Genomic DNA, 26,238 nt, shown 5'->3' with positions numbered 1-26,238 from the left:
ATGGCCGAGTCGCAACCCCTGTCAGCCGCCCCGGAAGGGGCGGAGTATCTGCGTGCGGTACTCCGCGCGCCGGTATATGAAGCAGCGCAGGTGACGCCGCTGCAAAAAATGGAAAAACTCTCTTCGCGCCTCGACAACGTTATTCTCGTGAAGCGTGAAGACAGGCAGCCTGTACACAGCTTCAAGCTGCGCGGAGCCTACGCGATGATGGCGGGGCTCACCGAAGAACAAAAAGCCCACGGCGTTATCACCGCATCGGCGGGTAACCATGCTCAGGGCGTGGCGTTCTCCTCCGCGCGTTTGGGTGTGAAAGCATTGATTGTGATGCCGCTGGCGACCGCCGATATCAAAGTGGACGCGGTGCGCGGGTTTGGCGGGGAAGTGCTGCTGCACGGCGCGAACTTTGATGAAGCGAAAGCAAAAGCTATCGAGCTGGCGCAACAGCAGGGCTTCACCTGGGTGCCGCCGTTCGATCACCCGATGGTGATTGCCGGGCAGGGCACGCTGGCGCTGGAACTGCTCCAGCAGGATGCGCATCTCGACCGCGTATTCGTGCCGGTTGGCGGCGGTGGACTGGCGGCAGGCGTAGCGGTGCTCATCAAACAGCTGATGCCGCAAATCAAAGTGATCGCCGTTGAAGCGGAAGATTCGGCCTGCCTGAAAGCGGCGCTGGATGCCGGTCATCCGGTGGATCTCCCGCGTGTGGGACTGTTTGCCGAAGGCGTGGCGGTTAAACGTATCGGCGATGAAACCTTCCGTCTGTGCCAGGAATATCTCGACGACATTATCACCGTCGACAGCGATGCGATTTGCGCAGCGATGAAAGATCTGTTCGAGGATGTGCGTGCGGTGGCGGAACCTTCCGGTGCGCTGGCGCTGGCGGGGATGAAAAAATACATCGCCCAACACAATATTCGCGGCGAACGCCTGGCGCATGTGCTTTCTGGCGCGAATGTGAACTTTCATGGTCTGCGCTATGTGTCTGAACGCTGCGAGCTGGGTGAACAGCGCGAAGCGCTGCTGGCGGTGACTATCCCGGAAGAGAAAGGCAGCTTCCTGAAGTTTTGTCAGCTGCTGGGCGGTCGTTCCGTTACTGAATTTAACTACCGTTTTGCCGACGCTCAAGATGCCTGCATTTTTGTCGGCGTTCGTCTGAGCCGTGGACTGGAAGAGCGCAAAGAGATCCTCGCGCTGCTGCATGAAGGCGGCTACAGCGTGGTGGATCTCTCCGACGATGAAATGGCGAAACTGCATGTGCGCTATATGGTTGGCGGACGCCCATCGAAACCGTTGCAGGAACGTCTGTACAGTTTCGAATTTCCAGAGTCGCCCGGCGCGCTGCTGAAGTTTCTGCACACGCTGGGAACGCACTGGAATATTTCGCTGTTCCACTATCGCAGCCACGGCACCGACTATGGTCGTGTGCTGGCGGCGTTCGAACTGGGCGAAAACGAGCCTGATTTCGAAACCCGGCTGAACGAGCTGGGCTATGAGTGTCATGACGAAACCCACAACCCGGCGTTCCGCTTTTTCCTGGCGGGTTAGGGTGTTCGGGAAAATGCCTGATGGCGCTGCGCTTATCAGGTCTACGTTCTTTTGAGCCGTAGGCCGGATAAGGCGCTTGCGCCGCCATCCGGCATTAGTGGCCAGGCAGTAAATTCCAGAACGCATCAATAAGCGGCTCATGCAGCCGCTTTTTTTGTGCGCAAACGCCCAGTTCAAACGGCGTTTTCTCGTCGCTACGCTCCAGGATCATCACGCGGTTACGCACGGGTTCAGGGCTATTTTCCAATACCACTTCCGGCAGCAGCGCCACGCCGCAGCCGAGCGCGACCATTGACACCATCGCTTCATGTCCACCGACCGTCGCGTATATCGACGGATTGCTGATTTTCTGACGGCGGAACCACAGCTCAATACGGCGACGCACCGGGCCTTGATCGGCCATGATAAACGGCACCGTTGACCAGTCGGGTTTATCCACTGAGACCTGATTTCGCACCGGGCAAGGCAATGCGGGAGCTATCAGCACCACCGCCAGATTCTCCAGCATTGAAAACGCGACCGCGCCGGGCAGGGTTTCCGGTTTACCAGCAATCGCCAGATCCGCCTCGCCCGTCACCACTTTTTCCATCGCATCGGCGGCATCGCCGGTGGTGAGTTTGATTTCCACAGAGGGATGCTCCGCCCGGAAACGGTCAAGAATGGGCGGCAGATGGCTATAAGCGGCAGTGACCGAGCAGAAGATATGCAGCTCGCCCGACAGCGACGGGCCTTGTTGGTCGATGGTGTGGCGTAACTGCTGATACTGCAACAGCGTTTGCTGGGCGAACGTTCGCAGCTCTTCTCCCGCTTCGGTGAGCGTAACGGTACGGTTATCGCGAATGAACAGCGGCTGACCGAGATCCTCTTCGAGGCGTTGAATCTGCCGGGAGAGCGTGGAAGGGCTAACGTGCATTGCCCGCGCGCTGCGGCCAAAATGGCGACTTTCCGCCAGATGCAGGAAGGTTTTCAGATCGCGTAAATCCACTGGCGTTACTCCCGATGTCTACGTTGCAGAAATTGCAATGTGATGTTGTGAATATATCAATTTCCGCAATAAATTTCCTGTCATATAGTGAGTTCATTCTCTCTTGCACAGACACGGCAAGCGAACCGAACAATAAGCACGACACAACATCACGGAGTTACAGATATGGCTAACTACTTTAATACACTGAATCTGCGCCAGCAGTTGGCGCAACTGGGTAAATGTCGCTTTATGGGCCGCGATGAATTTGCCGATGGCGCGAGCTACCTTCAGGGTAAAAAAGTGGTCATCGTCGGCTGTGGCGCTCAGGGGCTGAACCAGGGCCTGAACATGCGTGACTCCGGTCTGGATATCGCCTACGCCCTGCGTAAAGAGGCGATTGCCGAGAAACGTGCTTCCTGGCGTAAAGCGACCGAAAACGGCTTCAAAGTGGGGACTTACGAAGAGCTGATCCCGCAGGCCGATCTGGTGGTTAACCTGACGCCGGACAAACAGCACTCCGACGTGGTGCGTTCCGTACAGCCGCTGATGAAAGACGGCGCGGCGCTGGGTTACTCCCACGGTTTCAACATCGTGGAAGTGGGCGAGCAGATCCGCAAAGATATCACCGTGGTGATGGTGGCGCCGAAGTGCCCGGGTACTGAAGTCCGTGAAGAGTACAAACGTGGTTTCGGTGTACCGACGCTGATCGCCGTTCACCCGGAAAACGATCCGAAAGGCGAAGGGATGGCGATTGCCAAAGCATGGGCGGCGGCAACTGGCGGTCATCGTGCGGGCGTGCTGGAGTCCTCCTTCGTGGCGGAAGTGAAATCTGACCTGATGGGCGAGCAGACCATCCTGTGCGGTATGCTGCAAGCGGGTTCTCTGCTGTGCTTCGATAAGCTGGTGGAAGAAGGTACCGATCCGGCATATGCGGAAAAACTGATTCAGTACGGCTGGGAAACTATCACCGAAGCGCTGAAGCAGGGCGGCATTACGCTGATGATGGATCGTCTGTCCAATCCGGCAAAACTGCGTGCTTATGCGCTGTCTGAACAGCTGAAAACCATCATGGCGCCGCTGTTCCAGAAACACATGGACGACATTATTTCCGGTGAATTCTCCTCCGGCATGATGGCGGACTGGGCGAACGACGATAAGAAACTGCTGACCTGGCGTGAAGAGACCGGTAAAACCGCATTCGAAACCGCGCCGCAGTATGAAGGTAAAATCGGTGAGCAGGAGTACTTCGATAAAGGCGTACTGATGATCGCGATGGTGAAAGCGGGCGTTGAGCTGGCATTCGAAACCATGGTGGATTCCGGCATCATCGAAGAGTCTGCGTACTATGAGTCACTGCACGAACTGCCGCTGATCGCCAACACTATCGCCCGTAAGCGTCTGTATGAAATGAACGTGGTTATCTCTGACACCGCCGAGTACGGCAACTACCTGTTCTCTTACGCTTGTGTACCGTTGCTGAAAGCGTTCATGACTGAAATTCAACCGGGCGATCTGGGTAAAGCGATTGCTGAAGGCGCGGTTGACAACGCACAGCTGCGTGATGTGAACGAAGCGATTCGTGGCCACGCTATTGAGAAAGTGGGCCAGAAGCTGCGTGGCTATATGACTGATATGAAACGCATTGCGGTAGCTGGTTAAACAGGTTGTCGGGTGGCGCTAGCGCTTACCCGACCTACAAAAAGCCACTATTTCGTAGGCCGGATAAGTGAAGCGCCATCAGGCAAAAAAGCCCGGAGTATGAACCTCCGGGCTTTTTATTAGTTGCGATACAGCACCTTAATGATGTGGTATCCGAACTGGGTGTGCAGTGGGCCGGTTGGCTCCAGCACCGGGCAGGAGAAGACCACTTTGTCGAACGCCGGAACCATCTGGCCCTGACGAAACTCACCTAAGTCACCGCCTCTTTTGCCTGACGGGCAGATAGAGTGCTTTTTCGCCAGTTTGCCGAAGTCGGCGCCATTCTTGATTTGTTCCAGAAGATCCAGCGCCAGCTTCTCTTCTTTTACCAGGATATGCAGTGCTGCTGCGGTTTTCGCCATTATTTCGCTCTCATGTCTCAAAGGTTGCCCGCCACTTTATCATTCCTTAGGGCGTCGGACATATACTCTTCGCCATCGCAGGACAGATGTCCCGCCGGGTTTAATGAACCGGGAGATGAACGACACTTTTATCAGACATATTCCCTCTGCAACAGGACAGCCGTCCTGTCTTTCCATCTCAGGAGAGAGATAACATGAGCTCAATGAAAAACGCAGAATTTTCAGGCGACTGGCTGACAGGGCTAACCCAAATCGTACGCGATCCGCAGCTGTATGAGCTGCTCAAATATTGCCCGCTGGACATCATGCAGCGCTGGCGCGTTGAGGAAATACCTCGCGGAGCGCTGATTTGCCGTCAGGGCGACATTTGTCGGCAATTCTCGCTGATTGTTTCCGGTGAGGTGGATGTCTTTTACGAAGCTGAAGACGGGCGCCGTTATCGGCAGGCACATTACCGCAAAGGCGACATGCTGGGCGAGCTGGAGATTTTTGAGTCGCGGCATTACATCTGTTCGGTGATGGCGGTTGGCAGCGTTCAGTTGTTAAGCCTGCCGCAGGCGGATTTTCATCGCTGGCTGGCGCTGGATAACCATTTTAACCAGCGGATGCTGCGCTTTTTCAGCCAGCAATATTATCAGTTGTCGAAAAAGGCCAGCAGCGACAATTTGTACTCGCTGTATCAACGGGTTTGCCAGGCATTATGGCAGCGATATCAACATGATGAATCGACCACGATTTTGCTGGATAAACAAAATCTCAGTCAGGAATTTGCGGCGACGACGCGCAGTATCAACCGTATTTTGCACGATCTGAAATTGCTGAAAATTATTGATACCGACGGTGAGCGGATCGTCTTATTAGCCCCTGAAAAACTGAAACAGGAGGCGGAGATCTGAGTCCCTCAGCACAGTAAGGAGACAGAAGATGCAACCCCATATTCGATTAAGCAATAGCATGACCGGTGCGCGGTATGCGCTATTGCCCGGCGATCCCGAGCGGGTGGACAGGATCGCCCACTTTCTTGATAACCCTGAGATACTGGGGCAAAACCGGGAATTTCGGGCGGCGCGCGGCACATATAAAGGGATTGAGATTCTGGTGCTGTCGACGGGAATCGGCGGGCCATCAACGGCCATTGCCATTGAAGAGTTACGGCAGATTGGTGTAGACACGCTGATTCGCATCGGTAGCTGTGGGGCATTGCAGGATACGCTGGCGCTGGGCGATCTGATTATCGCCAACGGTGCGGTCGCCGATGACGGCACCAGCAAAACCTACGCGCCAGCCTGCTATCCGGCCTGCGCAGACCCGCAGCTTATCGCCACGTTGATCCAGCAGGCGAAGCAGATGAACATTTCTGCGATTTGCGGACTGGTGCGCAGCCACGACAGCTTTTATACCGATCGTGAAGCTGAACTGGATGCGGAATGGTCAGCGCGCGGTATTCTCGGGGCGGATATGGAAACGGCGGCGCTGATGGTGGTCGGCGCACTACGTGGGCTGCGTACGGCGTCGTTGCTGAACGTGGTCGTTGCCCACAACGGCTGTCTGGACAGCAGTATTAATGATTATGTTCAACAGGAAACGCTGTGCCTGCGGGGTGAAGAACGTCAGATTTCCCTGGCGCTACAGGCCATTTATTTCGATAGCCAGCAAGGAGAGCAATGATGGACTTTTTCAGTATTAATAACGTGATGGTCAACATTCCTCTCGGCGAAGGCGGGTATGCGCTGTCGTGGATTGAGGCTATCGGCACGGTCTTTGGTTTATTGTGCATCTGGTGCGCCAGCCGGGAAAAAATCATCAATTACCTGTTTGGTCTGATTAACGTCACCCTGTTTGCCGCGATCTTTTTCCAGATTCAGCTATATGCCAGCCTGCTGCTTCAGGTGTTCTTCTTTGCCGCCAATATCTATGGCTGGTATGCGTGGAGCCGTCAGAATGAGGCGCAAGAGGCGGCGCTGAAGGTGCGCTGGCTCTCCCGCCAGCAAACGCTGGTGCTGAGCGGTGTGTGTATTGTCGCCATCCTGCTGATGACGCGGTTTATCGACCCGGTGTTCGCCATGCTGACCCATATTATGCTCGGGATGCTGCAAACGGTAGGGGTTCAGGTGGCGATGCCAGAGCTACAGCCGGACGCGTTCCCGTTCTGGGATTCCACCATGCTGGTGCTGTCAATTGCGGCGATGGTGCTGATGACTCGCAAATATGTGGAAAACTGGCTGCTGTGGGTGCTTATTGACGTCATTAGCGTGGTGATTTACGCGGTACAGGGCGTCTATGCGATGTCGCTGGAGTATGTCCTGCTAACGGCGATTGCGATTATGGGATCGTACAGCTGGGTCCTGAGCGCAAAACGCAACGGCTATGCGCCGCTTGCCGCCAGCACCTCCTGATTAACGCTTTCCAGGCTGTCTGAAAGGGCAGCCTGTTACTCCCTCGGCCCTGCTTTCTGCTACAATCCTTCCCCCGTTCGAAGATTGAGCAATATTCCCATGCGTTTAAACCCCGGCCAACAACACGCTGTCGAATTCGTCACCGGTCCCTGCCTGGTGCTGGCGGGCGCGGGTTCTGGTAAGACTCGCGTTATTACCAATAAAATCGCCCATCTGATTCGTGGTTGCGGCTATCAGGCGCGCCATATTGCGGCAGTGACCTTTACCAATAAAGCGGCACGTGAAATGAAAGAGCGTGTCGGGCAAACGCTGGGGCGTAAAGAGGCGCGCGGGCTGATGATCTCCACTTTCCATACGCTGGGGCTGGATATCATCAAACGTGAATATGCGGCGTTGGGGATGAAATCGAACTTTTCGCTGTTTGACGATACCGATCAGGTCGCATTGCTGAAAGAGCTGACTGACGGTCTGATTGAAGATGACAAAGTTATCTTGCAACAGCTGATCTCGACGATCTCTAACTGGAAAAACGATCTGATGACGCCCGCTCAGGCGGCGGCAAGCGCAAAAGGGGAGCGCGACCGCATCTTCGCTCACTGTTATGGTCTGTACGATGCGCATCTGAAGGCCTGCAATGTGCTCGATTTTGACGACCTGATTCTATTGCCGACGCTGCTGCTACAGCGTAATGAAGAGGTGCGCGAGCGCTGGCAGAACAGGATTCGCTATCTGCTGGTGGATGAATACCAGGATACCAACACCAGTCAGTATGAACTGGTGAAACTGCTGGTGGGAAGCCGCGCGCGCTTTACGGTGGTGGGTGATGATGACCAGTCGATCTACTCCTGGCGCGGCGCGCGTCCGCAAAACCTGGTGTTGTTGAGTAAGGATTTCCCGGCGCTACAGGTGATCAAGCTGGAGCAGAACTATCGTTCCTCCGGGCGCATTCTGAAAGCGGCGAATATCCTGATTGCCAATAACCCTCACGTCTTTGAAAAACGCCTCTTTTCTGAACTGGGCTATGGCGCGGAACTCAAGGTGCTGAGCGCGAACAATGAAGAGCACGAGGCCGAACGCGTCACCGGCGAGCTGATTGCTCATCACTTTGTGAATAAGACTGAATACAAGGATTACGCCATTCTGTATCGCGGGAACCACCAGTCGCGGGTGTTTGAAAAATTCCTTATGCAGAACCGTATTCCCTACAAAATTTCTGGCGGCACGTCGTTCTTCTCCCGCCCGGAGATTAAAGACCTGCTGGCCTATCTGCGCGTACTGACCAACCCGGATGATGACAGCGCTTTCCTGCGGATTGTGAATACGCCAAAACGAGAAATCGGCCCGGCTACGCTGCAAAAGCTGGGCGAATGGGCGATGACGCGCAACAAGAGTCTGTTTACCGCCAGTTTTGATGTGGGGCTGAACCAGACGCTGACCGGGCGCGGCTATGATTCACTGACCCGCTTCACCCATTGGCTGGGGGAAATTCAGCGTCTGGCGGAGCGTGAGCCGATTGCCGCCGTGCGCGATCTCATCCACGGTATTGATTACGAATCCTGGTTGTATGAGACCTCGCCGAGCCCAAAAGCGGCGGAAATGCGCATGAAGAACGTCAACCAGCTGTTTAGCTGGATGACCGAAATGCTTGAAGGTAACGAACTTGACGAACCCATGACGCTCACCCAGGTGGTGACGCGCTTTACGCTGCGCGACATGATGGAGCGTGGCGAAAGTGAAGAAGAGTTGGATCAGGTACAGCTCATGACGCTGCATGCCTCGAAAGGGCTGGAGTTCCCGTACGTGTTTATGGTGGGGATGGAAGAAGGATTCCTGCCGCACCAGAGCAGCATTGACGAAGACAATATCGATGAGGAGCGCCGTCTGGCCTATGTGGGGATCACCCGCGCGCAGAAAGAGCTGATCTTCACGCTGTGCAAAGAGCGTCGTCAGTACGGCGAACTGGTGCGCCCGGAACCAAGCCGCTTTTTGCTGGAACTGCCGCAGGACGATCTTATCTGGGAGCAGGAGCGTAAAGTGGTAACGGCCGAGGAGCGGATGCAGAAAGGGCAGGCCAGCATAGCCAATATCCGCGCCATGATGGCGAAAGCAAAAGCGAAGTAGGTATTTTCCAGGCCGGATAAGCGTAAGCGCCATCCGGCAGCCAGCATCTAATGAACGTCCAAAGGCCAGTGGACATAGCTTTGCCACTGGCTTTCCTGATCGATCAACTCTTTACCCAGCGGGTGATGCTCCAGCCACCCTTGCGGCAAGGTTAACGTCAGATTCTCATCCTGCGCCTGCAACGTAATCTGTGGCACCAGATCGTCACGGCGACGGCTGGCAAAAATGATCGCCAGACGCAACAGGCGACAAAGATGTTCAGCGACGCGCGGTGGCACCGCATTCTGCTGGTGGAGGGAAGAAAGGTCGATCGGGTTGGTCTGATTTAACAACAGGGTGGCTAACAGCTTCTTTTGCGCGGGGGTGAATCCCGGTAAATCCAGATTACGCACCAGATAAGCCGCGTGCTGCGGCGCCTGTTTAAAATCAACGCTCAGGCCGATTTCATGCAGCTGACAGGCACTGGTCAGGAGTTCACGACTGATCGGCTCAAGATGCCACTTATCTTCCACCTGATCGAGAAAGTTTACCGCCAGATCCGCTACGCGATGCGCCTGTTCGGTATCGACCATAAATCGACGCTGAATGTTACGCAGCGTGCGGCTGCGAATATCCTGATCCACCGCCAGATGCAGCATGCCATACACCAACCCTTCGCGCAGCGCTCCGCCTGCAAGCGTCATACACTGGATGTCCAGTTCGGTGAAAATCGCGATCAGAATGGCCAGACCGCTGGGGAATACCAGCGCGCGTTCCAGCGTTAACCCTTCAATTTCCAGCTCTTCCAGACGGCCGCAATGAATTGCGCGTTGCTTCAGCTGTTGAAGTTTCGCCAATGTGATGCGCTCATCCATGCCCTGCGCCATCATGATTTCCTGCAACGCCTGGACGGTGCCAGACGCGCCTACGCAGACTTTCCAGCCATGCTTGCGTAGCTCATCGGCGACCGGACGCAGCACTTCACGCGCGGCTTTTTCCGCCTCATCGAAGTTTTCTTGCGCCAGATTGCGATCGGTAAAGTAGCGTTCAAGCCAGGTGACGCAGCCCATTGACAGGCTAAACAGAGAGGTGGTTTGTGCGCCGGTTCCGGTGACCAGTTCGGTGCTGGCGCCGCCAATATCGACCACCAAACGCTGATCGGCGCCGCCGGTGGTATGGGCAACACCCTGATAAATCAGCCGCGCTTCTTCTTCGCCGCTAATGACCTGGACAGGGCAACCGAGGATCTCCTGCGCTTTGGCGATAAACTCGCCCGCATTGACGGCGAGACGCAGCGTTGCCGTGGCGACGACGCAGATTTGCGGTTGAGGAATATCCTGTAGGCGTTCAGCGAAAAGGCGCAGACATTGCCAGCCGCGCTCCATTGCTTCAGCGGAAAGCGAATTATCACTGTTCAGGCCCGCAGCCAGACGCACCTTGCGCTTAATTCGCGTGAGCGTCTGGATGCTTCCAGCCACCTCGCGTACAACCAGCATATGAAAACTATTGGAACCGAGATCAATTGCGGCATACAGCGAAGTGGAAGTGAGCATATATTACGTTAACCTGAACGACGACGATTACGCGGCGCGCCGGTGCGACGCGGTCCATTGCCTGGGCGCGAGCGCGTCAGGCGCAACGGCTTCGGCAAATTGGTCATCAGCGCTTCCGGGTTATATTTGCTGACCGGGATAGAGTGACCAATATAAGCCTCAATAGCGGGCAGGTTCAGCGCGTACTCTTCACAGGCCAGGCTGATAGAGTGACCGCTCGCTCCTGCGCGCCCCGTACGTCCGATACGGTGAACGTAGTCTTCGCAATCATCCGGCAGGTCATAGTTAAAGACGTGCGTTACGGCCGGAATGTGCAGACCGCGCGCGGCAACGTCGGTTGCGACGAGGATATCGAGATCGCCACGGGTAAACTCGTCGAGAATACGCAGACGTTTTTTCTGCGCGACGTCGCCGGTCAACAGGCCGACACGATGACCGTCAGCTGCCAGATGCCCCCAGATGTCTTCGCAACGGTGCTTGGTATTGGCGAAAACAATGGCGCGATCCGGCCACTCTTCTTCGATCAGCGTTTGCAGCAAACGCATCTTCTCTTCGTTAGAAGGGTAGAAGAGCTCTTCTTTAATACGGTGGCCTGTCTTTTGTTCCGGTTCCACTTCAACATATTCGGCGTTGTTCATCTGCTCGAACGCCAGTTCGCGAACACGGTAAGAGAGGGTTGCGGAGAACAGCATGTTCAGACGCTGATTGGCCGGCGGCATGCGGCGGAACAGCCAGCGGATGTCTTTAATAAAGCCCAGATCGTACATGCGATCGGCTTCATCCAATACGACGACCTGAATGGCGCCGAGGTTAATGTGGTTTTGTTTCGCGTAGTCGATCAGACGACCCGTGGTGCCGATCAGAATATCGACGCCGCTTTCCAGCACTTTCAGCTGTTTGTCGTAGCCGTCACCGCCGTAGGCCAGGCCTAATTTCAGGCCGGTGGTCTGCGCCAGCGGTTCCGCATCGGCGTGGATCTGCACGGCCAACTCACGCGTCGGCGCCATAATTAAGGCGCGTGGCTGGTTCACCTTGCGATCGTCAATCGCGGGATGAGAGAGAAGATAATGAAACGAAGACGTCAGGAACGCCATCGTTTTTCCGGTTCCGGTTTGCGCCTGCCCTGCGACATCACGACCCGCCAGCGTTAGCGGGAGGGCCAATGCCTGAATGGGCGTACAATTATGAAACCCTTTATTTTCAAGGGCTTCTATCACCTTTGGGTGCAGGGCGAAGTCGGAAAACTTCTGTTCTGTTAAATGTGTTTTGCTCATAGTGTGGTAGAATATCAGCTTACTATTGCTTTACGAAAGCGTATCCGGTGAAATAAAGTCAACCTTTAGTTGGTTAATGCGACATCAACACGTCGTTGATGAAGGCGAAACCAACACACCAGGCTTATTCCTGTGGAGTTATTATGAGCGATAAAATTATTCACCTGACTGACGACAGTTTTGACACGGATGTACTCAAAGCGGACGGGGCTATCCTCGTTGATTTCTGGGCAGAGTGGTGCGGACCGTGCAAAATGATCGCCCCGATTCTGGATGAAATCGCTGACGAATATCAGGGCAAATTGACGGTTGCTAAACTTAACATCGACCAAAACCCAGGCACTGCGCCGAAGTATGGTATCCGTGGCATCCCGACCCTGCTGTTGTTCAAAAACGGTGAAGTCGCAGCAACCAAAGTGGGCGCACTGTCCAAAGGTCAGCTGAAAGAGTTCCTCGACGCCAACCTGGCGTAAGACGGAAGTTTCATGTTCGGGTGACCAGCATCCTAAATTATTCGGATGACTGGACGCCCGGCTTGAGTCGTGCTAACTTAGTGTTGACTTCGTATTAAACATACCTTATTAAGTTTGAGTCTTGTTTTTTCCAACGCTTCCCGTTTTTTCTCGCGCGAGAAGTGAACAGATTCCTGGCTTGTCACTCAATCCGTCTTGTCGTTTCAGTTCTGTGTACTTTCCTGTGACCAGACAGCGAACAGACATGAGTTGGTGGCCGTAAACAGGCATGGATGATCCTGCCATACCATTCACAACATTAAGTTCGAGATTTACCCCAAGTTTAAGAACTCACACCATTATGAATCTTACCGAATTAAAGAATACGCCGGTTTCTGAGCTGATCACTCTCGGCGAAAATATGGGGCTGGAAAACCTGGCTCGTATGCGCAAGCAGGACATTATTTTTGCCATCCTGAAGCAGCACGCAAAGAGTGGCGAAGATATCTTTGGTGACGGTGTGCTGGAGATATTGCAGGATGGATTTGGTTTCCTCCGCTCTGCAGACAGCTCCTACCTCGCCGGTCCTGATGACATCTACGTTTCTCCCAGCCAAATCCGCCGTTTCAACCTCCGCACTGGTGACACCATTTCTGGTAAGATTCGCCCGCCAAAAGAAGGCGAACGTTACTTTGCGCTGTTGAAAGTTAACGAAGTTAACTACGACAAACCTGAAAACGCTCGTAATAAAATCCTCTTTGAGAACTTAACGCCGCTGCACGCGAACTCACGTCTGCGTATGGAACGTGGTAACGGTTCTACTGAAGATTTAACGGCTCGCGTACTGGATCTGGCTTCCCCGATTGGCCGTGGTCAGCGTGGTCTGATCGTCGCACCGCCGAAAGCGGGTAAAACTATGCTGTTGCAGAACATCGCGCAGAGCATTGCTTACAACCATCCTGACTGCGTACTGATGGTGCTGCTGATCGACGAACGTCCAGAAGAAGTGACCGAAATGCAGCGTCTGGTAAAAGGTGAAGTGGTTGCTTCCACCTTCGACGAACCGGCATCCCGTCACGTTCAGGTTGCTGAAATGGTAATCGAGAAGGCGAAGCGTCTGGTTGAACACAAAAAAGACGTCATCATTCTGCTCGACTCCATCACTCGTCTGGCTCGCGCCTACAACACCGTGGTTCCGGCTTCCGGTAAAGTCCTGACCGGTGGTGTGGACGCCAACGCCCTGCACCGTCCGAAGCGTTTCTTCGGCGCGGCGCGTAACGTGGAAGAGGGCGGCAGCCTGACCATCATCGCAACGGCGCTGATCGACACCGGTTCTAAGATGGATGAAGTGATCTACGAAGAGTTTAAAGGCACCGGTAACATGGAGCTGCACCTCTCCCGTAAGATCGCTGAAAAACGCGTCTTCCCGGCTATCGACTACAACCGTTCCGGTACGCGTAAAGAAGAGCTGCTCACCACTCAGGAAGAGCTACAGAAAATGTGGATCCTGCGCAAAATCATCCATCCGATGGGTGAAATCGACGCGATGGAATTCCTCATTAACAAGCTGGCAATGACCAAGACCAACGACGACTTCTTCGACATGATGAAGCGTTCGTAAGTCCGGCTGATACCGAAAACGCCACGTTTTTACGTGGCGTTTTTCTTTTGCGATTTATCTGATCTGTTAGTCAAATAAACAAGTCATCATCACATTCATTATGTGGAATTGCTGTGGGCTGTATAAACTACGAGTGGTCGAAAGTGTAATGTTCTGAATGCTCTCTTCTAGAGACAGACGTAACGCATTATACTTTAAGGAAATGATATATGCTGAGAGCACATACACTGTGAATTTACTCGCTGCTTTATCTGAGCTAATCAGTATTTTTTTATTCACAACCATTTTTATTTTTCTTGCGCGAAAAGTAGCCATCAAGATAGGTTTAGTGGATAAACCCAATTTTCGTAAACGGCACCAGGGGGTGGTTCCTTTGGTTGGCGGGATTTCTGTGTTCGCAGGAATCAGCTTTATGTTTGCTCTCTCGGATTACTATATTCCGCACGCATCGTTATACCTTTTTTCTGCTGGTGTGCTGGTTTTGGTCGGCGCATTGGATGATCGTTTTGACATTAGCGTGAAAATTCGCGCTGTGGTACAGGCCGCTATTGCTGTTGTCATGATGGTGATAGGGAAACTCCATCTCAGTAGCCTGGGGTATATTTTCGGTCCCTGGGAATTGGTGCTCGGCCCCTTTGGCTATTTCCTCACGCTCTTTGCCGTCTGGGCGGCGATCAATGCTTTCAATATGGTTGATGGTATTGATGGCTTACTTGGCGGGCTGTCCAGCGTCTCATTTGCCGCAATGGGGCTGATTCTGTGGTTTGATGGGCAGACGAGTCTGGCGGTATGGTGTTTCGCCATGATCGCCGCGATTCTGCCCTATATCATGTTAAACCTTGGTGTTCTGGGGCGTCGTTATAAAGTCTTTATGGGCGATGCGGGCAGTACGCTGATTGGCTTCACGGTTATCTGGATCCTGCTGGAAACCACGCAGGGTAAAACGCATCCTATCAGCCCGGTTACTGCGCTGTGGATTATTGCGATTCCATTAATGGACATGGTGGCGATTATGTATCGTCGCCTGCGTAAGGGCATGAGCCCCTTTTCTCCCGATCGCCAGCATATTCATCATTTGATCATGCGTGCAGGGTTTACTTCCCGACAGGCATTTGTTCTCATTACGCTCGCCGCTGCGATTCTGGCTTCCATTGGCGTTGCCGCAGAATATTCCCATTTTGTTCCAGAATGGGTCATGTTGGTGCTCTTTTTGCTAGCATTCTTCCTTTACGGTTACTGCATTAAGCGTGCCTGGAAGGTGGCGCGATTTATTAAGCGCGTGAAGCGCAGACTACGCAGAAACCGTGATAACAATCCAACGATAACCAAGTAAATTGAGGATGCGATGACACAACCATTACCGGGGGCACACGCCGTGAGCGCTGAAAATGAACTGGATATTCGTGGGTTGTTTCGTACCTTGTGGGCTGGGAAGCTATGGATTGTGGGAACAGGGCTGGCTTTTGCGCTGATTGCGTTAGCGTATACGTTTTTTGCCCGTCAGGAGTGGAGCGCAACGGCGATTTCCGACCGCCCCACCGTCAATATGCTGGGCGGCTATTACTCCCAACAGCAGTTTTTGCGCAACCTTGATATCAAAGCCAGCCTCGCGCCGGCCGATCAGCCTTCGGTAATGGATGAAGCGTATAAAGAGTTCGTCATGCAACTGGCGTCCTGGGATACGCGTCGCGATTTCTGGCTACAGACCGATTATTACAAGCAGCGCATGGTCGGCAACAGCAAAGCCGATGCCGCGATGCTGGATGAAATGATCAATAACATTCAGTTCACGCCAGGCGATTTCACTCGCAACACCAATGATAGCGTGAAGCTGATTGCGGAAACGGCGCCCGATGCCAACAACCTGCTTCGCCAGTATGTGGCGTTTGCCAGCCAGCGTGCGGCGAGCCATCTGAATGATGAGTTAAAAGGCGCATGGGCCGCGCGGACTATCCAGATGAAAGCGCAGGTTAAACGCCAGGAAGAGGTGGCGAAAAGCATTTTCTCTCGTCGTGTTCATAGCATTGAACAGGCGCTCAAAATTGCCGAGCAGCATAATATTTCTCGTACGGCGACCGATGTTCCTGCCGATGAATTACCCGACTCTGAGCTGTTTTTGCTTGGCCGCCCTATGCTACAAGCGCGTCTTGAAAACCTTCAGGCTGTCGGTCCGGCATTCGATCTGGACTATGATCAAAACCGGGCCATGTTGAACACGCTGAACGTGGGGCCGACGCTGGACCCACGTTTCCAGACCTATCGTTATTTGCGCACGCCGGAAGAACCGGTAAAACGCGATAGCCCGCGCCGTGCTTTCCTGATGGTTATGTGGGGCATTGTTGGGGCGCTGATCGGGGCTGGCGTCGCATTAACCCGCCGTCGCGCGATTTAGCAACATCTCAGCAGTGAGGGGTTAGGCCCTCACTGCCTATTCGAAGAGAATCGATGTGAAAGTACTGACTGTATTTGGCACGCGACCGGAGGCCATCAAGATGGCGCCTCTGGTTCATGCGCTGGCAAAGGACCCTCATTTTGAGGCAAAAGTCTGCGTTACTGCGCAGCATCGGGAGATGCTCGATCAGGTTTTGAATCTCTTTTCTATTGTGCCTGACTACGATCTCAATATTATGCAGCCGGGTCAGGGGCTGACAGAGATTACCTGTCGAATCCTGGAAGGATTAAAACCGATTCTTGCCGATTTTAAACCTGATGTCGTATTGGTGCATGGCGATACGACAACCACTCTCGCCACCAGTCTGGCGGCTTTCTACCAGCGTATTCCTGTCGGTCATGTAGAGGCCGGGCTGCGAACCGGCGATCTCTACTCCCCCTGGCCTGAAGAGGCAAACCGCACCTTGACCGGTCGCCTGGCGATGTACCATTTTGCGCCGACGGAAAATTCACGGCAGAATTTACTGCGGGAACAGATCCCTGATAACCACATCTTTGTCACCGGCAATACCGTGATTGATGCGCTGATCTGGGTGCGCGATCGCGTACTGGCCAGCGATACGCTACGCGCCGAACTGGCAAAGCGGTATCCTTTCCTGTGTGACGATAAAAAAATGATCCTGGTGACCGGACATCGCCGTGAGAGCTTTGGCCGGGGGTTTGAGCAAATCTGTCATGCGCTGGCGGAGATAGCCGCTACCAATCAGGATGTACAAATTGTGTATCCGGTTCACCTGAATCCCAACGTCAGTGAACCGGTTAACCGCATCCTGGGTCATGTTGAAAATGTGATACTGATTGAGCCGCAGGATTACCTGCCGTTTGTCTGGCTGATGAACCACGCCTGGCTGATCCTTACCGACTCCGGCGGGATTCAGGAAGAGGCGCCGTCATTAGGCAAACCGGTGTTGGTTATGCGCGAAATGACGGAACGGCCAGAAGCCGTTACCGCTGGCACGGTGCGTCTGGTGGGAACCGATTCACACCGTATTGTGGAAGAAGTCACACGTTTGCTGCACGACGAAAATGAATATCAAACCATGAGCCGCGCCCATAATCCTTATGGCGACGGACAGGCGTGCGGCCGCATTTTACACGCGTTAAAAAATAATCGGGTATCGCTATGAGTTTTACGACCATTTCTGTTATTGGGCTGGGATACATCGGGTTGCCGACGGCTGCGGCCTTTGCTTCTCGCCAAAAGCACGTTATTGGCGTGGATATCAATCAGCAGGCGGTGGACACCATCAACCGTGGAGCCATCCATATTGTTGAGCCGGATCTGGATAGCGTCGTGAAAACTGCGGTTGAAGGCGGATTCCTCCGGGCAACGACAACGCCGGTAGCAGCCGACGCGTACTTGATCGCCGTGCCGACGCCGTTCAAGGGCGATCACGACCCCGATATGGTTTATGTCGAAGCGGCCGCGAAATCTATTGCTCCCGTACTGAAAAAAGGCGCGCTGGTCATCCTCGAATCCACCTCGCCGGTGGGCGCGACAGAACAAATGGCCGCATGGCTGGCGGAAATGCGCCCGGATCTGACTTTCCCGCAGCAGGCGGGGGAACAGGCTGATGTGAACATTGCCTACTGCCCGGAGCGCGTATTGCCGGGTCAGGTTATGGTGGAGCTCATCAAAAATGACCGCGTGATTGGCGGCATGACGCCGGTATGCTCCGCGCGTGCCAGCGAGTTGTACAAGATTTTCCTTGAAGGCGAGTGTGTGGTGACTAATTCCCGCACCGCCGAAATGTGTAAGCTCACGGAAAACAGCTTCCGTGACGTCAATATCGCCTTTGCGAACGAGCTGTCGCTGATTTGCGCCGATCAGGGGATTAACGTCTGGGAACTGATTCGTCTGGCGAATCGTCATCCGCGCGTGAATATTCTCCAGCCTGGGCCGGGCGTGGGCGGCCACTGCATCGCCGTCGATCCGTGGTTTATTGTGGCGCAAAACCCGCAGCAGGCACGGCTGATCCGTACCGCGCGTGAAGTGAACGACGGTAAACCACACTGGGTGGTGGCGCAGGTGAAAGCCGCAGTGGCGGATTGCCTGACGGCAACGAATAAGCGCGCCAGCGACATCAAAATCGCCTGCTTTGGTCTGGCGTTTAAACCGAATATTGACGATCTGCGTGAAAGCCCGGCGATGGGCATTGCGCAGGAGATTGCGCAATGGCATGCCGGTGAAACGCTGGTGGTAGAGCCTAATATTCATCAGTTGCCGAAAAAACTGGAAGGTCGCTGCACGTTAGCCACGCTGGAAAATGCGCTGGCGGAAGCGGATGTGCTGGTCATGCTGGTTGACCATCATCCGTTTAAAGCGATTAACGGCGACGCCGTGCGGCAACGCTACATTGTGGATACGAAAGGAGTCTGGCGCTGATGAAACGGATTCTGGTCACTGGCGGCGCGGGATTTATCGGCTCTGCCGTTGTGCGCCACATCATTGATGAAACCCCCGACGCCGTAGTGGTGGTGGATAAGCTCACCTACGCCGGAAACCTGATGTCGCTGGCGCCAGTTGCACAGCATGAGCGCTTTGCCTTTGAGAGAGTGGATATCTGCGATCGGGCATCGCTGGATCGCGTTTTTCAGCAGTACCAGCCGGATTACGTGATGCATCTGGCGGCGGAAAGCCATGTTGACCGGTCTATCGACGGCCCGGCTGCGTTTATTGAAACCAATATCGTGGGAACCTACACGCTGCTGGAAGCGGCCCGGACTTACTGGGCGACGCTCAATGATGAGAAAAAATCGGCGTTTCGTTTCCACCATATCTCCACTGACGAGGTGTATGGCGATCTGCATTCCACGGATGATTTCTTTACTGAGACCACGCCGTATGCGCCGAGCAGTCCTTATTCCGCCTCGAAAGCCAGCAGCGATCACCTGGTGCGCGCATGGTTGCGCACCTATGGTTTGCCGACGCTGGTCACTAACTGTTCCAATAATTACGGCCCTTACCACTTCCCGGAAAAGCTGATCCCATTGATGATCCTGAACGCGCTGGCGGGTAAACCGCTGCCGGTGTATGGCAATGGACAACAGATCCGCGACTGGCTGTACGTTGAAGATCACGCCAGGGCGCTGTATCGCGTGCTGACGGCGGGCGAAGTGGGAGAGACATATAACATTGGCGGCCATAATGAGCGCAAGAATCTGGAGGTTGTGGAAACGATTTGCGATCTGCTGGAAGAGCTTGCGCCACAAAAACCGCAGGGCGTGGCGCATTATCGCTCCCTGATCGCTTTTGTGGATGACCGTCCAGGCCATGATTTACGCTATGCCATCGACGCAGCGAAAATTGCGCGTGAACTCGGCTGGACGCCGCAGGAAACCTTTGAAAGCGGAATGCGGAAAACCGTGCAGTGGTATCTGGCGAATGAGGCCTGGTGGAAGCCCGTGCAGGATGGCAGCTATCAGGGTGAACGTTTAGGTCTGAAGGGCTAAACCCGGAGGAGGAACGCATGAAAGGTATCATTCTGGCGGGCGGCTCTGGCACCCGCCTGCATCCGATTACGCGCGGTGTGTCGAAGCAGCTTCTGCCGATTTATGACAAGCCGATGATCTACTATCCGCTGTCGGTACTGATGCTGGCGGGTATCCGGGAAATCCTGATTATCACTACACCGGAAGATAAGCACTATTTTCAGCGTCTGCTGGGCGATGGTTCGGAGTTTGGCATTGAGTTGCAGTATGCCGAACAACCCAGCCCGGATGGGCTGGCGCAGGCCTTTATCATTGGTGAAACATTCCTTAACGGCGAGCCGTCCTGTCTTGTACTGGGCGACAATATCTTCTTCGGTCAGGGGTTCAGCCCGAAGTTGCGTCATGTGGCGTCGCGAACCGAAGGGGCGACCGTTTTTGGTTATCAGGTTATGGACCCGGAACGTTTTGGCGTCGTGGAGTTCGACGACAATTTTCGCGCGGTCTCGCTGGAAGAGAAGCCGAAACAGCCGAAATCAAACTGGGCGGTGACCGGTCTCTATTTTTACGACAGCAAGGTAGTAGAGTACGCGAAGCGCGTGAAGCCTTCCGAGCGCGGTGAGCTGGAGATTACGTCCATTAATCAGATGTACCTTAATGACGGCAAGCTGACGGTTGAGTTGCTCGGTCGTGGCTTTGCGTGGCTGGATACCGGCACCCATGACAGCCTGATTGAAGCGAGCACGTTTGTGCAGACGGTTGAAAAACGCCAGGGCTTCAAAATTGCCTGTCTGGAAGAGATCGCCTGGCGCAACGGCTGGCTGGATGACGAGGGCGTAAAACGCGCCGCCAGTTCTTTAGCGAAAACCGGCTATGGCCAATATTTACTGGAGCTACTCCGTGCCCGTCCGCGCCAGTATTGAACCATTAACGTGGGAAAGTACGTTCTTTGGCGTCAATAGCGCCATTGTTCGCGTGAACGCTGCCGCGCCGGTGTTAACGCCAGAGGCATTGCAACCCTGGTCGCGCGTGCAGGCGAAAATTTCTGCTGCGCGTACGGATGAATTAGATGCGCTGCAACAGTTGGGGTTTTCGCTGGTAGAAGGCGAAGTCGACTTCAGCCTGCCGGTCGCTGGCGTTGAACGTATTTCTGGCGTGGAAATTGCACAAATTGCCGATATTCCCGCGTTACGTCAACAGGCGTCCGCTGCGTTTGCGCAAAGCCGTTTCCGCGCACCGTGGTATGCGCCGGACGCCGGCGCCCGTTTTTATGCTCAGTGGATTGAAAATGCCGTGCACGGCACCTTCGATCACCAGTGTCTGGTTATCCGGGCGGCGAATAACGATATTCGCGGGTTTGTCTCGCTGCGCGAACTGAACGACACCGATGCGCGCATCGGCCTGCTGGCCGGGCGTGGCGCAGGGGCAGAATTAATGCAGGCGGCGCTCGCGTGGGCGCAGTCTCGCGGAAAGACAACATTGCGGGTGGCGACCCAGATGGGCAACACCGCCGCGCTTAAACGTTATATACAGAGCGGTGGCAACGTAGAAAGCACCGTGTACTGGTTATACAGGTGACAAAATGATTCCATTTAACGCGCCGCCGGTGGTGGGAACCGAACTCGATTACATGCAGTCAGCGCTGGGAAGCGGCAAACTTTGCGGAGATGGCGGCTTTACGCGCCGTTGCCAGCAGTGGCTGGAGCAACGTTTTGGCAGCGCTAAAGTGTTGCTGACGCCATCCTGTACGGCGTCACTTGAAATGGCGGCATTGCTGCTGGACATCCAGCCGGGCGATGAAGTCATTATGCCAAGCTACACCTTCGTTTCTACCGCCAACGCCTTTGTGCTGCGCGGGGCGAAAATCATTTTCGTCGATATCCGCCCGGATACCATGAACATTGATGAAACGCTGATTGAAGCGGCGATTACCGACAAGACGCGCGTCATTGTTCCGGTGCATTACGCGGGCGTCGCTTGCGAAATGGACACCATTATGGCGATTGCGAAGCGTCATAATCTGTTTGTGGTGGAAGATGCCGCGCAGGGCGTGATGTCGACCTGGAAAGGCCGTGCGCTGGGGACGATTGGTCATATCGGTTGCTTCAGTTTTCACGAAACCAAAAACTACACGGCAGGTGGTGAAGGCGGCGCGACGCTGATTAACGACCGTTCCCTGATTGAACGGGCGGAAATCATCCGTGAAAAAGGCACCAATCGCAGCCAGTTCTTCCGGGGACAGGTGGATAAATACACCTGGCGGGATATCGGCTCCAGCTATCTGATGTCCGATCTCCAGGCGGCGTATCTGTGGGCGCAGCTGGAAGCGGCCGATCGCATCAATCAACAGCGTCTGGCGCTGTGGCAGACCTACTATGACGCACTGGCGCCGCTGGCGCGCGCGGGACGTATTGACCTGCCCTCTATCCCGGACGACTGTAGGCACAACGCGCATATGTTTTATATCAAACTGCGGGATATTACCGATCGCAGCACGCTGATCAACTTCCTGAAAGAAGCGGAAATCATGGCGGTGTTCCATTACATCCCGCTACATGATTGTCCGGCAGGCGACAAGTTTGGCGAGTTCCGTGGCGAAGATCGGTACACCACCAAAGAGAGCGAGCGCCTGCTGCGCTTGCCGCTGTTTTATAATCTGTCTCCCGTTAATCAGCGAACGGTGATTTCGACCTTGCTGAACTATTTCTCCTGATATGTCGCTTGCGAAAGCGTCCCTGTGGACGGCCGCCAGTACGCTGGTGAAAATTGGCGCAGGCTTACTGGTCGTAAAACTGCTGGCGGTGTCGTTTGGCCCTGCGGGCGTCGGCCAGGCGGGTAACTTCCGCCAGATGGTGACCGTGCTCGGCGTGCTGGCCGGGGCCGGGATATTTAACGGGGTGACGAAGTATGTCGCTCAGCATCATGATAACCCTGCCCGGTTGCGTAACGTGGTGGGCACTTCATCCGCAATGGTGATGGGGTTCTCCACGCTACTGGCGCTGGTCTTCGTGCTGGCGGCGGCCCCCATTAGCCAGGGGCTGTTTGGGCACAGCCACTACCAGGGGCTGGTGCGTTTAGTGGCGCTGGTGCAGATGGGGATCGCCTGGGCGAACCTGCTGCTGGCGCTGATGAAAGGGTTTCGTGACGCTGCCGGGAATGCGCTGTCGCTGATTGTGGGGAGCCTGGTGGGAGTTGTTGCCTACTATGGCTGCTACCGTCTGGGCGGCTATGAAGGTGCGCTGCTGGGTCTGGCGCTGGTGCCTGCGCTGGTGGTGATCCCGGCGGCGATTATGCTGGTTAAACGCGGCGCGATCCCGCTTAGCTACCTGAAACCGTCGTGGGATAAAGGGCTTGCCGGACAGCTCAGCAAATTTACGCTGATGGCGCTGATTACGTCCGTCACGCTACCGGTGGCTTATGTGATGATGCGAAACCTGCTGGCGGCGCATTACAGCTGGGATGATGTTGGTATCTGGCAGGGCGTAAGCAGTATTTCCGATGCCTATCTACAATTTATTACCGCCTCGTTTAGCGTGTACTTATTGCCAACGCTGTCGCGTCTGACCGAAAAGCAGGCGATTACGCGCGAAGTGGTGAAATCGCTGAAATTTGTTCTGCCTGCGGTGGCGGCGGCGAGTTTTACGGTCTGGCTGCTGCGTGATTTCGCCATCTGGCTGCTCTTTTCCGCCAAATTCACCGCCATGCGCGATCTGTTCGCCTGGCAACTGGTGGGCGATGTGCTGAAAGTGGGCGCGTACGTTTTTGGCTATCTGGTGATCGCAAAAGCGTCGCTGCGGTTTTATATTCTGGCTGAGATTAGCCAGTTCATTTTGTTGATGGCATTCGCTCACTGGCTGATCCCCGCGCATGGCGCGCTGGGGGCGGCACAGGCGTATATGGCCACCTATGTGGTCTATTTCTCTCTCTGTTGTGGCGTGTTTTTACTCTGGCGTAGGCGGGCATGACTGTACTGATTCACGTACTGGGATCGGATATCCCTCACCATAATCAAACCGTGCTGCGGTTTTTCAATGATGCGCTGGCCGCGACAAGCGAGCATGCGCGCGTGTTTATGGTTGCAGGTCAGGATGCGGGGCTCAGGGAAAGCTGCCCGGCTCTGTCGCTGAGTTTCTACGCCGGGAAAAAAACGCTGGCTGAGGCGGTCATCGCCAAAGCGAAAGCCAATCGCCAGCAACGTTTCTTCTTCCACGGTCAGTTCAATACCAGCCTGTGGCTGGCGCTGCTAAGTGGCGGAATCAAACCTGAGCAGTTTTACTGGCACATCTGGGGTGCGGATCTGTATGAAGTTTCCCGTGGGCTGAAATTCCGTCTGTTTTACCCCGTTCGCCGCATGGCGCAAAATCGAGTGGGCTGTGTGTTCGCTACTCGTGGCGATTTGAGCTATTTCGCCCGTCAGCACCCGCGCGTGCGTGGTGAACTGCTCTATTTCCCGACGCGAATGGACTCTTCGCTTAATAACATGGCAAACGATCGTCCGCGTGAAGAGAAAATGACGGTTCTGGTGGGTAACTCCGGCGATCGCAGTAACGAACATATTGCGGCGTTACGCGCGGTGTATCAGCAGTTCGGCGACACGGTAAATGTGATTGTGCCGATGGGCTATCCGGCCAATAACGATGCGTACATTGATGAAGTCCGTCAGGCGGGACTGGCGCTGTTCAGTGCGGAAAATTTGCACATCCTCAGCGAAAAACTGGAATTCGATGCCTACCTGGCGCTGCTTCGCCAGTGCGACCTCGGGTATTTCATCTTTGCCCGTCAGCAGGGAATCGGCACGTTGTGCCTGCTTATCCAGGCGGGTGTCCCGTGCGTGCTTAACCGTGAGAACCCGTTCTGGCAGGATATGGCGGAACAGCATCTGCCCGTGTTGTTCACGACGGACGCGCTTAATGAAGGCGTGGTTCGTGAGGCGCAGCGGCAGCTGGCGTCCGCGGATAAAAGCGGGATCACCTTCTTTAGCCCAAATTACCTTGAAGCGTGGCATAACGCGTTACGCATTGCCGCAGGAGAAGCCGCATGAGCCTGATGCAATTTAGCGGGTTACTGGTCGTCTGGCTGCTCTCTACGCTGTTTATCGCCACGTTGACCTGGTTTGAGTTTCGCCGCGTGCGCTTTAACTTCAACGTATTCTTTTCATTGCTGTTTTTGCTGACCTTTTTCTTCGGCTTCCCGTTGACCAGCGTGCTGGTGTTCCGCTTTGACGTCGGCGTGGCGCCGCCGGAAATCCTGTTGCAGGCGTTATTGTCCGCCGCGTGTTTTTATGCCGTTTATTACGTGACCTATAAAACCCGCTTACGTAAACGCGTGACGGATGTGCCGCGCAAGCCGCTATTTACCATGAACCGGGTGGAGACTCACCTTACCTGGGTCATGCTGATGGGGATTGCATTGGTGAGCGTTGGCATCTTCTTTATGCACAATGGGTTCCTGCTGTTCCGGCTGCACTCTTACAGCCAGATCTTCTCCAGCGAAGTCTCCGGCGTGGCATTGAAACGCTTCTTCTACTTCTTTATTCCGGCGATGCTGGTGATCTACTTCCTGCGCCAGGACAGTAAAGCGTGGCTGTTTTTCCTGGTGAGTACCGTTGCGTTTGGCCTGCTGACCTACATGATTGTTGGCGGCACGCGCGCTAACATCATTATCGCGTTTGCCATCTTCCTGTTTATCGGCATTATTCGTGGCTGGATCTCGCTGTGGATGCTGGTGGCGGCGGGGGTGCTGGGAATTGTCGGGATGTTCTGGCTGGCGCTGAAGCGCTATGGGCTGAACGTGAGCGGCGATGAGGCGTTTTACACTTTCCTGTATCTGACCCGCGATACCTTCTCGCCGTGGGAGAACCTGGCGCTGCTGTTGCAAAACTACGACAACATCGATTTCCAGGGACTGGCGCCGATCGTCCGTGATTTTTATGTCTTTATTCCTTCGTGGCTGTGGCCTGGGCGTCCGGGCATTGTGCTGAATTCAGCCAACTACTTTACCTGGGAAGTGCTGAACAACCACTCTGGCCTCGCCATTTCCCCCACGCTGATTGGTTCGCTGGTGGTGATGGGCGGCGCGCTGTTTATCCCTCTGGGGGCGGTCGCGGTTGGGCTGATTATTAAATGGTTTGACTGGCTGTATGAGCTTGGCAACCGCGAGACGAATCGCTATAAGGCGGCGATTTTGCACAGTTTCTGCTTTGGCGCCATCTTCAATATGATTGTTCTGGCGCGAGAAGGGCTGGATTCTTTTGTCTCGCGAGTGGTCTTTTTCCTCGTGATTTTTGGTGCCTGCCTGCTGGTGGCAAAACTCTTGTTCTGGCTTTTCGATTGTGCCGGGTTGGTCCATCAACGGGCGAAACCGCAGCCGCAGACTCAGGTTGAAGGATAA

At 54.7% G+C, this 26,238-nt stretch carries 24 protein-coding genes; 20 read left to right on the top strand and 4 right to left on the bottom strand.

Annotated elements, in window-relative coordinates:
• Complete coding sequence (gene ilvA / locus OGX80_RS08265; RefSeq protein ID WP_115182373.1) at nucleotides 1–1,545, top strand: threonine ammonia-lyase, biosynthetic; 1,545 nt, start codon at nucleotides 1–3, stop codon at nucleotides 1,543–1,545.
• A 94-nt stretch (nucleotides 1,546–1,639) separates the two neighbouring features.
• On the opposite strand, the gene ilvY is transcribed toward ilvA, so the two are convergent.
• Nucleotides 1,640–2,530: an HTH-type transcriptional activator IlvY gene (ilvY, locus tag OGX80_RS08260; RefSeq protein ID WP_049009056.1), complete on the bottom strand. Its 891-nt coding sequence runs from the start codon at nucleotides 2,528–2,530 to the stop codon at nucleotides 1,640–1,642.
• A gap of 165 nt (nucleotides 2,531–2,695) precedes the next feature.
• On the opposite strand from ilvY, the gene ilvC reads away from it, so the two are divergent.
• Entirely contained in the window at nucleotides 2,696–4,171 is a 1,476-nt protein-coding gene (ilvC, locus tag OGX80_RS08255; protein ID WP_012131124.1) for a ketol-acid reductoisomerase, read from the top strand.
• A 119-nt stretch (nucleotides 4,172–4,290) separates the two neighbouring features.
• On the opposite strand, the gene ppiC is transcribed toward ilvC, so the two are convergent.
• The gene (gene ppiC, locus OGX80_RS08250) at nucleotides 4,291–4,572 is read right to left on the bottom strand and encodes a peptidylprolyl isomerase PpiC (RefSeq protein ID WP_001140251.1); all 282 of its coding nucleotides are present in this window, start codon (nucleotides 4,570–4,572) and stop codon (nucleotides 4,291–4,293) included.
• Between the two features lie 194 nt (nucleotides 4,573–4,766).
• On the opposite strand from ppiC, the gene OGX80_RS08245 reads away from it, so the two are divergent.
• From OGX80_RS08245 to rep, 4 genes are all read left to right on the top strand, one after another.
• Nucleotides 4,767–5,468, top strand: coding sequence for a Crp/Fnr family transcriptional regulator (locus tag OGX80_RS08245; RefSeq protein WP_114848765.1), 702 nt, complete (start codon nucleotides 4,767–4,769; stop codon nucleotides 5,466–5,468).
• 28 nt (nucleotides 5,469–5,496) lie between these two features.
• Complete coding sequence (locus tag OGX80_RS08240; protein ID WP_114848764.1) at nucleotides 5,497–6,240, top strand: nucleoside phosphorylase; 744 nt, start codon at nucleotides 5,497–5,499, stop codon at nucleotides 6,238–6,240.
• Nucleotides 6,240–6,968: a nicotinamide riboside transporter PnuC gene (pnuC, locus tag OGX80_RS08235; protein ID WP_115182288.1), complete on the top strand. Its 729-nt coding sequence runs from the start codon at nucleotides 6,240–6,242 to the stop codon at nucleotides 6,966–6,968. Before OGX80_RS08240 ends, pnuC begins: the two co-directional genes overlap by 1 nt.
• 99 nt (nucleotides 6,969–7,067) lie before the next feature.
• Nucleotides 7,068–9,089: a DNA helicase Rep gene (rep, locus tag OGX80_RS08230; protein ID WP_049009050.1), complete on the top strand. Its 2,022-nt coding sequence runs from the start codon at nucleotides 7,068–7,070 to the stop codon at nucleotides 9,087–9,089.
• 47 nt (nucleotides 9,090–9,136) lie between these two features.
• On the opposite strand, the gene gppA is transcribed toward rep, so the two are convergent.
• Nucleotides 9,137–10,621: a guanosine-5'-triphosphate,3'-diphosphate diphosphatase gene (gppA, locus tag OGX80_RS08225; protein WP_012131131.1), complete on the bottom strand. Its 1,485-nt coding sequence runs from the start codon at nucleotides 10,619–10,621 to the stop codon at nucleotides 9,137–9,139.
• A gap of 8 nt (nucleotides 10,622–10,629) precedes the next feature.
• A complete protein-coding gene (gene rhlB, locus OGX80_RS08220) occupies nucleotides 10,630–11,895 on the bottom strand; it encodes an ATP-dependent RNA helicase RhlB (protein ID WP_012131132.1) in 1,266 nt (421 codons plus the stop codon).
• Between the two features lie 143 nt (nucleotides 11,896–12,038).
• Here rhlB and trxA point away from each other — a divergent pair, with 143 nt between their 5' ends.
• The 14 genes from trxA (at nucleotide 12,039) to wzyE (ending at nucleotide 26,238) form a co-directional block, all read left to right on the top strand.
• A complete protein-coding gene (gene trxA, locus OGX80_RS08215) occupies nucleotides 12,039–12,368 on the top strand; it encodes a thioredoxin TrxA (protein WP_001280776.1) in 330 nt (109 codons plus the stop codon).
• A 169-nt stretch (nucleotides 12,369–12,537) separates the two neighbouring features.
• The gene (locus OGX80_RS08210; protein ID WP_223849128.1) at nucleotides 12,538–12,630 is read left to right on the top strand and encodes a rho operon leader peptide; all 93 of its coding nucleotides are present in this window, start codon (nucleotides 12,538–12,540) and stop codon (nucleotides 12,628–12,630) included.
• Nucleotides 12,631–12,708: 78 nt separating this feature from the next.
• Entirely contained in the window at nucleotides 12,709–13,968 is a 1,260-nt protein-coding gene (rho, locus tag OGX80_RS08205; RefSeq protein WP_002437993.1) for a transcription termination factor Rho, read from the top strand.
• 202 nt (nucleotides 13,969–14,170) lie between these two features.
• Nucleotides 14,171–15,301, top strand: coding sequence for a UDP-N-acetylglucosamine--undecaprenyl-phosphate N-acetylglucosaminephosphotransferase (gene wecA, locus OGX80_RS08200; protein WP_012131134.1), 1,131 nt, complete (start codon nucleotides 14,171–14,173; stop codon nucleotides 15,299–15,301).
• 12 nt (nucleotides 15,302–15,313) lie between these two features.
• Nucleotides 15,314–16,360 (top strand): ECA polysaccharide chain length modulation protein, encoded by a 1,047-nt coding sequence (gene wzzE, locus OGX80_RS08195; protein ID WP_049009048.1) that lies wholly within the window; start codon nucleotides 15,314–15,316, stop codon nucleotides 16,358–16,360.
• 55 nt (nucleotides 16,361–16,415) lie between these two features.
• Complete coding sequence (wecB, locus tag OGX80_RS08190) at nucleotides 16,416–17,546, top strand: non-hydrolyzing UDP-N-acetylglucosamine 2-epimerase (RefSeq protein WP_012131136.1); 1,131 nt, start codon at nucleotides 16,416–16,418, stop codon at nucleotides 17,544–17,546.
• Nucleotides 17,543–18,805, top strand: a complete 1,263-nt coding sequence (gene wecC, locus OGX80_RS08185; protein WP_012131137.1) for a UDP-N-acetyl-D-mannosamine dehydrogenase — start codon at nucleotides 17,543–17,545, stop codon at nucleotides 18,803–18,805. Before wecB ends, wecC begins: the two co-directional genes overlap by 4 nt.
• A complete protein-coding gene (rffG, locus tag OGX80_RS08180; protein ID WP_047460017.1) occupies nucleotides 18,805–19,872 on the top strand; it encodes a dTDP-glucose 4,6-dehydratase in 1,068 nt (355 codons plus the stop codon). The genes wecC and rffG overlap by 1 nt, the downstream gene beginning before the upstream one ends.
• 17 nt (nucleotides 19,873–19,889) lie before the next feature.
• Nucleotides 19,890–20,771 carry a glucose-1-phosphate thymidylyltransferase RfbA gene (rfbA, locus tag OGX80_RS08175; protein ID WP_049009043.1) on the top strand — a complete coding sequence of 294 codons (882 nt, stop codon included), beginning with the start codon at nucleotides 19,890–19,892 and terminating at the stop codon, nucleotides 20,769–20,771.
• Nucleotides 20,749–21,426, top strand: coding sequence for a dTDP-4-amino-4,6-dideoxy-D-galactose acyltransferase (gene rffC / locus OGX80_RS08170; RefSeq protein ID WP_115182287.1), 678 nt, complete (start codon nucleotides 20,749–20,751; stop codon nucleotides 21,424–21,426). Before rfbA ends, rffC begins: the two co-directional genes overlap by 23 nt.
• 4 nt (nucleotides 21,427–21,430) lie before the next feature.
• Complete coding sequence (rffA, locus tag OGX80_RS08165) at nucleotides 21,431–22,561, top strand: dTDP-4-amino-4,6-dideoxygalactose transaminase (protein ID WP_115182286.1); 1,131 nt, start codon at nucleotides 21,431–21,433, stop codon at nucleotides 22,559–22,561.
• Nucleotide 22,562: 1 nt separating this feature from the next.
• Entirely contained in the window at nucleotides 22,563–23,813 is a 1,251-nt protein-coding gene (gene wzxE / locus OGX80_RS08160; RefSeq protein ID WP_115182285.1) for a lipid III flippase WzxE, read from the top strand.
• A complete protein-coding gene (locus OGX80_RS08155; RefSeq protein ID WP_115182284.1) occupies nucleotides 23,810–24,889 on the top strand; it encodes a TDP-N-acetylfucosamine:lipid II N-acetylfucosaminyltransferase in 1,080 nt (359 codons plus the stop codon). The genes wzxE and OGX80_RS08155 overlap by 4 nt, the downstream gene beginning before the upstream one ends.
• Nucleotides 24,886–26,238: an ECA oligosaccharide polymerase gene (gene wzyE, locus OGX80_RS08150; RefSeq protein ID WP_012131144.1), complete on the top strand. Its 1,353-nt coding sequence runs from the start codon at nucleotides 24,886–24,888 to the stop codon at nucleotides 26,236–26,238. The genes OGX80_RS08155 and wzyE overlap by 4 nt, the downstream gene beginning before the upstream one ends.

Origin of the sequence: Citrobacter sp. CK194 (assembly GCF_030333395.1) — a bacterium.
In the GTDB taxonomy this organism is placed as follows: Bacteria; Pseudomonadota; Gammaproteobacteria; order Enterobacterales; family Enterobacteriaceae; genus Citrobacter_B; species Citrobacter_B koseri.
Note: the sequence above shows the minus strand (reverse complement) of the source record. Positions and strands in the feature narration are given on the sequence as shown.